The following is a 10,327-nucleotide window of genomic DNA, read 5'->3' as shown; positions in this document are numbered from 1 at the left end:
CACCAGCTTGCAAATGATTGTCCTTTCCTTCATTTCTCTCCTATTACGAAGATTTTAAACAGGTTCTGAGTAAGGCCGCTATTGGCATGACAGACATTCATCGTAGTCAATATCTGTTTTTTGTTGCAATATTTCATTTTTTTTGAATATGTCATGCGAGACCTTATCGGCTCTCTGCATTGATTGTGATCTGCAGTAATATAAGCTCTTCAATCCTTTTTTCCAAGCAAGCATGTGTATTTTGTGCAAGTAACGTTTATGTACGTTGGCAGGTAAGAACAGATTTACTGATTGAGATTGACAAATATACGAAGTTCTATTACTTGCATGTTCTATAATCCATCTTTGGTCAAGCTCGTACGCTGTTTTAAATGTCAATTTTTCATGCTCACTAAGAAAATCTAAATGCTGAACGGAACCCTCGTTTGTTGAAATTGAAGACCATATTTTATCATTGTCTTGATTTTTTTCTGCTAATAGTTTTTGCAAGAATTTATTTCGCACTACAAATGAACCTGTAAGTGTCTTTTGTATGAATACGTTTGCTGCGTATGGTTCTATTCCAGGGGAGGTATTACCTGCAATAATGGAGATCGAGGCAGTAGGAGCAATAGCGAATTTGTGTGTAAACCTTTCCATTAGATCAACTTCTTTGGCATCAGAACATGCTCCCCTTTCTTCTGCTAATTTTTTAGAAACTATATCTGCTTGCTCGCGTAAATACTTAAATATTTTTTTATTCCATTGTTGTGCTGTTACTGATTCAAAAGGAACCATTTTGCTTTGTAAAAACGAATGAAGGCCCATCACACCAAGACCAATACTGCGTTCTCTTATTGCAGAATATTTTGCTCGCTGCATTTCATTCGGTGCTTTATTTATGAAATCTTCCAATACATTATCAAGAAAGCGCATTATATCTTCTATGAAGAGTTTATTGTCTTTCCATTCTTCGTAGTACTCAAGGTTTACGGATGATAGACAACACACAGCAGTGCGTGACTTATTCAGGTGATCATAACCTGTGGTTAAAGTTATTTCACTGCATAGATTTGACATCTTGATGTCTAAGTTGAGCTTTTTGTAAGATTCTGGCTTATTGTTATTTGTTGCATCAAGGAAAATAATGTAAGGTTCTCCAGTTTCAACTCTTGCTGTTAATATTTTGATCCATATATCCCGCGCTTTTACAGTTGAAATAACCTTATTGTTGTGAGGGCTTATTAAATTCCATTCTTGATCATTCTCAACAGCCTGCATAAATTTATCTGTTACTATTACAGCATGATGTATATTTAACGCTTTGCGATTTGGGTCACCGCCTGTTGGCTTGCGTAAATCCAGAAACTCTTCTATCTCCGGATGAGATACAGGAAGATAAACTGCTGAACTTCCTCGCCTTAAGGATCCCTGACTAATTGCAAGTGTTAGAGCATTTTGCACTACAATAAATGGAACAATTCCTGATGTTTTGCCGCTACCCTTTACGCTTTCGCCTATTGAGCGTAAATTTCCCCAATAACTACCTATTCCACCACCACGTGCAGCAAGCCAAACATTTTCATTCCATAGATCAACTATTCCCTGCAAGCTGTCTTCGGTTTCATTAAGAAAGCAAGAGATAGGTAACCCTCTCTTAGTGCCACCATTGCTGAGTATTGGTGTTGAAGGCATGAACCACAAGTTGCTCATGTAGTCATAAAGACGCTGCGCATGTTCTTTATTATCAGAATAGTAATTAGCAATACGTGCAAAGAGGTCTTGATAACTTTCATTTTCTATTAAATACCTGTCTGATAGAACTGCTTTTCCAAAGTCGGTTAATTTGCTGTCCTTTGCGTAATTAATGGTAATGTTATTCATAAAATTCCTTTTATTCTTTTATTATATATAGATACTTAAAAGTCATTTTGAGCGATTTTTAAGTTAGGTTTTTCGGATTTTCTTGTTGATGCTGTAATGCAAACAAGATACCGTCAACCTGACTGCCATGTATTTTACAGTAACTCATATAACTTATTTGCATATTTATTTCTTTTGCAACATGTTGAACATAACTTTCTGAGTGACGAAAATAGTCTCCTTTATTTACAAAGTCAATACCTTCACCTTCCTTTCTTCTTATTAAACATACAATAACTCCTTTTTTGCTCGTAGATCTTTTTGCTAATTTCAATTCTTCTTGAAAGTCATGTAGATAATGTAGCACTTCAGCAAAGATAATTACATCATACTGCTGGTTTTTCTCTTGTTTAAGAAACTCTTTCATTTCCATATGTATTAATTCATTGTAAACAGGCTTACCTTTTATAAAGCATCCTCTTGCGATATTTAGCATTCTACTTGAAATATCAATTCCTGTTATGTGGTTTCCAATACTATTTATTTTTAAGAAATGACCACATATTCCAGTCCCACAACCAAGGTCAAGTATATTGAGCTCAGAAGTGGAGTTGTTGAAGATTTTTGTAATTATCATGTGTACAAGTTCATGCCCTCTATATTGTTTGGCAATCAACCAATGCTCAACAAAATATTCACCTGTGTAATCAAAATATTGTCTTATGAGGTTTTTTGGCAATTCTGTAATAAGCGCTGAGTTTGTCATTTTTTTTATATAGTAAGACGCCTCCTCGTGGTCATTATCTAATTTTAGTGTCCTTGTTAAATAATTATAAGCTTTGTTAGTATTCCCTGCCGCAAAATGACACCTTCCGATGTTATACCAGACTATAGGTAAATGGGGGTAAAATATGCTAATTAACCAAAATCGTAACTTTGCATCTGATATGCTACCTTTATAAAAGTGATATAAACCGATTTCAATGTTGGTGTTTAACAGGTTCTTAGATTTTTTAAGAAGCACTGTCATTTCTTTATGAAGAGTATTATATTTATTCACAATGAAGTGTTTTACTTTCTTAATATTTAATACGCCAATGAGCTTAGACATACAATTTAAAGCAACGTTTTTTATAAAAGAGAGATTACTTTTCATACGTTAGAAATACTCCGAATGTTTATTATCATTTTTAGGCAATTGATTTTAACACATTTTATCTTACAAAATATCTTTTTTATTAATTTTTACTGTATACATAAGTTTACCACATATTTCTCAGATTATACTGTTTAGGATTGCTAGTATATTGTTGTTGATAATATAAGTAAATGTTTTGTGCAAAAAGGCGTTGACATATTATTTATTAGGTTATAATATATAAAAGATTGATTTAGTTTTTAGATGTTTGACAAGTTTTATGGTAGAGATTAATTTGATCTCAATTCAATTTTAATAATATTTAACTCTGCATATTCTGCATATAGTCGGATAAATAAATTATTAAGAGCGCTTGATGGATGCCTTGGCGTTAAGAGGCGATGAAGGACGTGGCAGGCTGCGATAAGCTGTGGGGAATTGTCAACAAATTTTGATCCGCAGATTTCCGAATGGGGAAACCCAACTAGTTTAGCTAGTTATTACGTACTAAGTATGTAAAGCAAACTTGGTGAACTGAAATATCTAAGTAGCCAAAGGAAAAGAAATCAACCGAGATTCTGTTGGTAGTGACGAGCGAAAGCGGAAAAGGCTAGTGATTTAAGAATAAGAATTAGAATACTCTGGAAATGGTAACCATAGAAGGTGATAGTCCTGTATAAGTAGAAAGTTTTTAAATCCTTGAGTAGAGCGGGGCACGTGAAATCCTGTTTGAATATGGGGGGACCATCCTCCAAGCCTAAATACTCCTTAACGACCGATAGTGAACAAGTACCGTGAGGGAAAGGTGAAAAGAACCCCGGGAGGGGAGTGAAATAGAATCTGAAATCAAGTGCTTACAAACAGTTGGAGCTCTATATCAATTTATTGATATTTAGAGTGACAGCGTACCTTTTGCATAATGGGTCAGCGAGTTAATCTATGAAGCAAGCTTAAGCCGTTAGGTGTAGGCGTAGCGAAAGCAAGTCTGAATAGGGCGTTTTAGTTTTATGGATTAGACCCGAAACCAAGTGATCTAGTCATGACCAGATTGAAGGTGTGGTAAAGCACACTGGAGGATCGAACCAGTTAATGTTGCAACATTATTGGATGAGTTGTGATTAGGGGTGAAAGGCCAATCAAACTTGGAAATAGCTGGTTCTCCGCGAAATCTATTTAGGTAGAGCGTTGTATGTATGTTGTTGGGGGTAGAGCACTGGATAGACTAGGGGGATTCACCGTCTTACCAAATCTAACTAAACTCCGAATACCAACAATTAATTATACAGCAGGCACACTACGGGTGCTAAGTCCGTGGTGAAGAGGGAAACAACCCAGATCACTGTCTAAGGTCCCAAAATTACAGCTAAGTGGGGAAGGAAGTAGAAAAACCATTACAGCTAGGAGGTTGGCTTGGAAGCAGCCATCCTTTAAAGAAAGCGTAACAGCTCACTTGTCTAAATAAGTTTTTCTGCGCCGAAAATGTACCGGGGCTAAAGCTGTATACCGAAGATGTGAGTGCTTATCGATTTCGATCAATAGGCGCGGTAGCGGAGCGTTCCGTAAGTCTGTGAAGGTGGTTTGTGAAAACTGCTGGAGATATCGGAAGTGAGAATGCTGACATAAGTAGCGTAAAAGAGTGTGAAAAACACTCTCACCAAAAATCTAAGGGTTCCTACGTTAAGTTAATCTGCGTAGGGTTAGTCGGTTCCTAAGGCGAGTCCGTAAAGGAGTAGTCGATGGCAATTAGGTTAATATTCCTAAACCTCTTAAGTGTGACGGGTTTCGTATTTGTATAGATCTTATTGGATTGATCTATGCTCAAAAGAGGCTCCAGGAAATAGCACTTATATTTATGAGGCCGTACCGCAAACCGACACTGGTGGATGAGTAGAGTATACTAAGGTGTTGAAAGAATGATGTTGAAGGAACTCGGCAAATTATACCTGTAACTTCGGAAGAAGGGTAACCTGCTTTTAGGCAACTATGAGTAGGTGGCACAAAATAGGGAGTAGCGACTGTTTACTAAAAACACAGGACTCTGCAAACACGTAAGTGGAAGTATAGGGTCTGACGCCTGCCCGGTGCTGGAAGGTTAATAGGAAGGGTGCAAGCTCCGAATTGAAGCCCCAGTAAACGGCGGCCGTAACACTGACGGTCCTAAGGTAGCGAAATTCCTTGTCGGGTAAGTTCCGACCCGCACGAATGGCGTAACGATTTCTCCACTGTCTCCAACATCACTTCAGCGAAATTGAATTCCCCGTGCAGATGCGGGGTACCCGCGGTTAGACGAAGAGACCCCGTGCACCTTTACTATAGCTTTACATTGCTATTAAAAGTGTGATGTGCAGGATAGGTGGGAGACTTTGAAGTTGTGGCGCTAGCTATAATGGAGTCAACCTTGAGATACCACCCTTTGCACTTTTGATATCTAACTATGTTTCATTATCTGGAACTAGGACATTGTATGGTGGGTAGTTTGACTGGGGCGGTCGCCTCCTAAAAAGTAACGGAGGCGTGCGAAGGTGAGCTAGAGCTGGTCGGAAATCAGCTTGATAGTATAATGGCATAAGCTTGCCTGACTGCGAGGCTGACAAGCCAAGCAGAGACGAAAGTCGGTCATAGTGATCCGGTGATTCTGTATGGAAGGGTCATCGCTCAACGGATAAAAGGTACGCCGGGGATAACAGGCTGATGGTGTTCGAGCGTTCATAGCGACGGCACCGTTTGGCACCTCGATGTCGACTCATCACATCCTGGGGCTGAAGAAGGTCCCAAGGGTTCGGCTGTTCGCCGATTAAAGTGATACGTGAGTTGGGTTTAGAACGTCGTGAGACAGTTCGGTTTCTATCTGCCGTGGGTGAAGGAAATTTGAGAAGGTCTGACTCTAGTACGAGAGGACCGAGATGGATATACCTCTGGTGTACCAGCTGTTATGCCAATAGCATCGCTGGGTGGCTATGTATAGATGGGATAATTGCTGAAAGCATATAAGCAAGAAACCCTCTTCAAAAAGATTTCCCAATTAAGGCCGTGGAAGACTACCACGTTGATAGGCTAGGTGTGGAAGCATGGTAACATGTGAAGCTAGCTAGTACTAATAGCCTGATTGATTTATTTGCTTTCTATATGTGTGTATGCAGTGTTAAATATTAAGTTAAAATTGTTAAGTTAGAAATTTTTATTGACTTGGTGGCTATAGCAAAAATGAACCACCCGATCTCATCTCGAACTCGGAAGTGAAACTTTTTAGCGCTGATGGTACTTGAAAAGGGAGAGTAGGTCGCCGCCAAGTTTATAAAAATTTCTTTGTTAGTTAGACAGTGGATATACTTATATTTTAACTTTCTTGTTTTGTTACTATTCTTTAAGTTTTTACTTTAACCACGATATCTTTTTTTTCTTATATGTTCTTGGTCATTTTCTACATTATTTAGCATTGTTCCTACTTCCCCTAATCGACTCCCTTTTGAAGGAGAATTACTGATTTCTGGTAATATTACATTACCTCCCACTTTTTTAAATAATTCTTCTTGTTGGCGAAATGCTGACCTCCAATCTGTTCCTGTTCCTTTAGGAAGAAATAAGAATTGATACATCTGACCAAAGCCTGTGTTATTTACCTCTTTTATATGCTCTACCATTCACCACACCCATTAACTATTTTTAAAAATTTTACCTATATTATCATAAAAAATATAGTTGTAAATACCTTAATTGAGATTTTTTTTATTTTATCTTTTTTAAGCAAATAGTTAGATCTTTTTGTAAGTTTTTATAACTTGCTTGCATAATGTTTTTATGAGTTAGTATTATGTAGTAGTGCCCTATATTACTTATATTTAAAATGCTAATTTTAGCAAGCATTCGTAGTTGCCTTTTTATTTTATTTCTTTTTGCTGCTTTTCCGGTTTTTTTACTGATAGCCAGACCTACTCTAATGGTATGAATGTACTTTTCAGGTTCTCTTTCTTTTATAGCGTACAGTGATATATAAAGCCCACGATAAAAAAGACTGTTGAGTGCTAACTTATTTTTGAAAGCAGAAGAAAAATCTTTTTTTTTATACTTACTATGCGCATAATTTGTTACACCCTAATGAACGGCGCCTATTAAGGATTTTTCTTCCAGCTCTTGTTGCCATACGTGAACGAAATCCGTGTCTGCGCTTTCTTATCAAATTTTTTGGTTGAAATGTTCTCTTCATTGTTTTTATATTAATATAATTATTTATTTTAAATTGTTTTACTTTATTGTCAAATAATGGTGAACTTGTATGACATTTTCGTAGAATAAAATTTGATGCATGGAAGAATGAATTCGGTGATAGTCATACCTGTCTTACTGATCCTTTTGTTTTGTTTTAGTAGGTTTCAAGAAGTAAATAAGGTTAAATATTATCTATATCTTAGTTGTGTATGGATGCTAACTTGGTTGTTAGTATTCTATAATAATTGTTTTGTAACTTTTATTTCTATAGCGTTACTTTTTTTCATGCTTGCTTTTATCTTTAAAAATAAAAGAAATAAGATAATAAAACTTTCGTTATTTGTGGCTTTGGCCATATCATTTTTTATCACTTTATTTATAATGCTGTCTATTTTTATTCAATCCATTAGTTTTTTTAATAAAGTAGCTATTTCAGAATTCTTGTTTTGCTTGAAATGGGGCCACAATGTAGTCACTATCAATGAAGAGAAGATAGGATGTTTTGGTATAGCGCCGCTTTTAGTTGGTACATTACTTATAACTATTATAGCAATGTTAGTTGTCGTTCCGCTTGGTTTATTTTCTGCAATATATATTAGTGAATATGCGAGTGAGAAAGTGCGTTATATTGTTAATACAACTTTGCAAGTTTTGTCTGCTATTCCTACGGTTGTATATGGATATTTCGCGGTTGTGTTTTTGTCTTTCTTTATAAAGCAGGTAGCAAATTTTTTTGGTTTAAGTATACACTCAGAAAGTGCCTTAGTTGCCGGTTTATCGATTGGGATAATGATTCTTCCTTTTATTATTTCTTTACTCGAAGATGCCATAAGATCTGTTCCAAAAAGCTTGCGTTATGGCTTCATGGCACTTGGTGCAACTCCAGCGGAAACTATATGGCATATAACAATACCTTATGCAATGCCTACAATTTTAAGTGCAATTTTATTGTCAATTTCAAGAGTGATAGGTGAAACAATGATTGTGCTAATGGCTGTGGGAATCAACGCAAATTTGACTTTTAACCCTCTTAATTCAGTTACTACCATTACCGTGCAGATCGCTACATTACTTACCGGAGATCAGGATTTCAATAGTGTACAAACTCTTGCTGCTTATGCGCTTAGTTTAGTATTGTTTATTATTACTTGGCTATTAAATGCGTTTGCATTGTTTGTAATGAAGCGTAACTAGTAAGCGTTTTAATGTTGCAAAATTTCTATTAATAATATAAAATCTGCTTTCTTTAGAAGTTCTTTTATGGAATTATAGTGTTAGGTGATAAAAATAAAGAGATGAATATAGGTAGAGCGATTAAGGTAACTCAAGCAGTTGTTGATATAAAATTTGAAGGTGAATTGCCTAAAATATTTAATGCTTTAAAAAGCAAACTAAAATACAAGGATGAGGAGCTGGTTTTAGAAGTTTCGCAGCATATAGGTGACAATGTAGTTCGTTGTATTGCTATGGATAGCACAGATGGCGTGTCAAGGGGGGATGAATTTGTTGATACAGGTGCACCAATATCGGTGCCAATTGGGCGTTCAACTTTAGGAAGGATTTTTAATGTTGTTGGAGAGCTTATAGATGAGTGTGGTCCACTGAAGGGAAAATATAACTTAGAGCCTATACACAGAGCACCTCCAAGTTTTACTGAACAGAGAATACAGGAAGAAGTTTTAGTTACGGGAATAAAAGTTATAGATCTTCTTGCGCCTTATCTTAAAGGAGGAAAAATTGGCTTATTTGGTGGAGCCGGTGTTGGTAAAACAGTCCTAATAATGGAATTAATTAATAATATAGCAAAAGCTCATAAAGGATTTTCTGTGTTTGCTGGGGTAGGGGAGAGAACGCGTGAAGGTAACGATCTTTATCACGAGATGATCACTTCAAATGTAATAAATATAAATGAGCATGAAAAATCTCAAGCTGTTTTGGTTTATGGTCAGATGAATGAGCCTCCTGGAGCAAGGGCTAGAGTTGCTTTAACAGCACTTACTATGGCAGAGTATTTTCGTGACCGTGAAAACCAAGATGTTCTATTTTTTGTGGATAATATCTTTAGATTTACACAAGCTGGTTCTGAAATTTCTGCTTTACTTGGAAGAATACCGTCAGCTGTTGGTTATCAGCCAACCCTTGCAACTGATATGGGTGCAATGCAAGAAAGAATAGCTTCAACAACTTCTGGCTCTATTACTTCTGTGCAAGCTATATATGTTCCTGCGGACGATTTAACTGATCCAGCTCCAGCAACTACGTTCTCTCACCTTGATGCCACCACAGTGTTGTCAAGGCAAATAGCTGAAATGGGAATATACCCTGCTGTTGATCCACTTGATTCAACTTCTCAGTCTTTATCTGCTGAAATCATTGGTGAAGAACATTATAAGGTAGCTTCTGAGGTGAAACGTATATTGCAAACTTATAAATCACTGCAAGATATTATCGCAATACTTGGTATGGATGAGCTATCTGATGAAGATAAAATTATTGTTGATAGGGCTCGTAAGATTCAGAAATTTCTTTCTCAACCTTTTCACGTTGCAGAAATATTTACTGGCATGCCTGGTAAATTTGTTTCACTTTCTGATACTGTTTCCAGTTTTAAAGGGATTGTTGAAGGCAAATATGATCACTTACCAGAGGCTGCTTTTTATATGGTGGGGAATATAGATGAAGCAATAAAAAAGGCTGAATTAATACAAGCTGAAGCTAAATAAAAGTTAAAGATTATGAATACTTTTAAAGTGCAATTTTTCTCTCCTGATGATCAAATTTCATTCAGTGGAGTGGTTTCTCTTTCAGTAACTGGGCTCGAAGGGGAGCTTATGATTTTAGCTCACCATGCTCCTTACTTAATTTATTTATTGCCTGGTATGATTACTGTTAAAATGAGTAACCAAACAGAAAAGAAGGTTGTAATTGATAGTGGCGTATTAGAAGTTGCAAGTAATAATTGTAGCATTGTAACAAGTCAAATTCAGGTTTTTGATCGTGCAATTCATGATGAGAAATCGTTTAAAAATAAGAGAATTAGTATATACTTAAGTTATCTTGATGAGAAGTTTCTTTCTTAGAACCTGTTAAGGATCTCGAAAATATGAGGTAAAATAAGCATAGTTAAGAAAGAGGTATATC

At 36.3% G+C, this 10,327-nt stretch carries 7 protein-coding genes, 2 rRNA genes and 1 pseudogene; 5 read left to right on the top strand and 5 right to left on the bottom strand.

Annotated elements, in window-relative coordinates:
• Positions 1 to 78: 78 nt before the first annotated feature.
• Positions 79 to 1,863 carry a ribonucleoside-diphosphate reductase subunit alpha gene (locus tag OZD61_RS02495; RefSeq protein WP_274979724.1) on the bottom strand — a complete coding sequence of 595 codons (1,785 nt, stop codon included), beginning with the start codon at positions 1,861 to 1,863 and terminating at the stop codon, positions 79 to 81.
• Positions 1,864 to 1,921: 58 nt separating this feature from the next.
• On the bottom strand, positions 1,922 to 2,998 hold the full coding sequence (locus tag OZD61_RS02490; RefSeq protein ID WP_274979723.1) for a methyltransferase domain-containing protein: 1,077 nt from the start codon (positions 2,996 to 2,998) through the stop codon (positions 1,922 to 1,924).
• Positions 2,999 to 3,333: 335 nt separating this feature from the next.
• Between OZD61_RS02490 and OZD61_RS02485 the strand changes: the two genes are divergently transcribed.
• A 23S ribosomal RNA gene (locus tag OZD61_RS02485) occupies positions 3,334 to 6,099 on the top strand.
• A gap of 66 nt (positions 6,100 to 6,165) precedes the next feature.
• A 5S ribosomal RNA gene (rrf, locus tag OZD61_RS02480) occupies positions 6,166 to 6,272 on the top strand.
• A gap of 85 nt (positions 6,273 to 6,357) precedes the next feature.
• On the opposite strand, the gene OZD61_RS02475 is transcribed toward rrf, so the two are convergent.
• The 3 genes and pseudogenes from OZD61_RS02475 to rpmH all read right to left on the bottom strand — a co-directional run bounded on the left by OZD61_RS02475 (position 6,358) and on the right by rpmH (position 7,184).
• A complete protein-coding gene (locus tag OZD61_RS02475) occupies positions 6,358 to 6,621 on the bottom strand; it encodes a hypothetical protein (protein WP_274979722.1) in 264 nt (87 codons plus the stop codon).
• An 85-nt stretch (positions 6,622 to 6,706) separates the two neighbouring features.
• Positions 6,707 to 7,030 (bottom strand): annotated as a pseudogene (gene rnpA, locus OZD61_RS02470) (ribonuclease P protein component); the annotation flags it as partial.
• 19 nt (positions 7,031 to 7,049) lie between these two features.
• Positions 7,050 to 7,184 carry a 50S ribosomal protein L34 gene (rpmH, locus tag OZD61_RS02465; RefSeq protein ID WP_006279898.1) on the bottom strand — a complete coding sequence of 45 codons (135 nt, stop codon included), beginning with the start codon at positions 7,182 to 7,184 and terminating at the stop codon, positions 7,050 to 7,052.
• 107 nt (positions 7,185 to 7,291) lie between these two features.
• Between rpmH and pstC the strand changes: the two genes are divergently transcribed.
• The 3 genes from pstC (at position 7,292) to OZD61_RS02450 (ending at position 10,266) form a co-directional block, all read left to right on the top strand.
• Positions 7,292 to 8,380, top strand: coding sequence for a phosphate ABC transporter permease subunit PstC (pstC, locus tag OZD61_RS02460; protein WP_274979726.1), 1,089 nt, complete (start codon positions 7,292 to 7,294; stop codon positions 8,378 to 8,380).
• A gap of 101 nt (positions 8,381 to 8,481) precedes the next feature.
• On the top strand, positions 8,482 to 9,909 hold the full coding sequence (gene atpD / locus OZD61_RS02455) for a F0F1 ATP synthase subunit beta (protein ID WP_274979725.1): 1,428 nt from the start codon (positions 8,482 to 8,484) through the stop codon (positions 9,907 to 9,909).
• Between the two features lie 12 nt (positions 9,910 to 9,921).
• Positions 9,922 to 10,266 carry a F0F1 ATP synthase subunit epsilon gene (locus OZD61_RS02450; protein WP_274979721.1) on the top strand — a complete coding sequence of 115 codons (345 nt, stop codon included), beginning with the start codon at positions 9,922 to 9,924 and terminating at the stop codon, positions 10,264 to 10,266.
• Positions 10,267 to 10,327: the final 61 nt, after the last annotated feature.

Source organism: Wolbachia endosymbiont of Drosophila bocki (genome assembly GCF_028982005.1).
Lineage (GTDB): Bacteria > Pseudomonadota > Alphaproteobacteria > Rickettsiales > Anaplasmataceae > Wolbachia > Wolbachia pipientis.
This window is presented reverse-complemented; position numbering and strand designations above follow the sequence as displayed.

Coding starts and splice junctions, on each gene's coding strand:
- OZD61_RS02495 (WP_274979724.1), bottom strand. CDS start 1,863: ATGAATAACATTACCATTAATTACGCAAAGGACAGCAAATTAACCGAC.
- OZD61_RS02490 (WP_274979723.1), bottom strand. CDS start 2,998: ATGAAAAGTAATCTCTCTTTTATAAAAAACGTTGCTTTAAATTGTATG.
- OZD61_RS02475 (WP_274979722.1), bottom strand. CDS start 6,621: ATGGTAGAGCATATAAAAGAGGTAAATAACACAGGCTTTGGTCAGATG.
- rpmH (WP_006279898.1), bottom strand. CDS start 7,184: ATGAAGAGAACATTTCAACCAAAAAATTTGATAAGAAAGCGCAGACAC.
- pstC (WP_274979726.1), top strand. CDS start 7,292: ATGAATTCGGTGATAGTCATACCTGTCTTACTGATCCTTTTGTTTTGT.
- atpD (WP_274979725.1), top strand. CDS start 8,482: ATGAATATAGGTAGAGCGATTAAGGTAACTCAAGCAGTTGTTGATATA.
- OZD61_RS02450 (WP_274979721.1), top strand. CDS start 9,922: ATGAATACTTTTAAAGTGCAATTTTTCTCTCCTGATGATCAAATTTCA.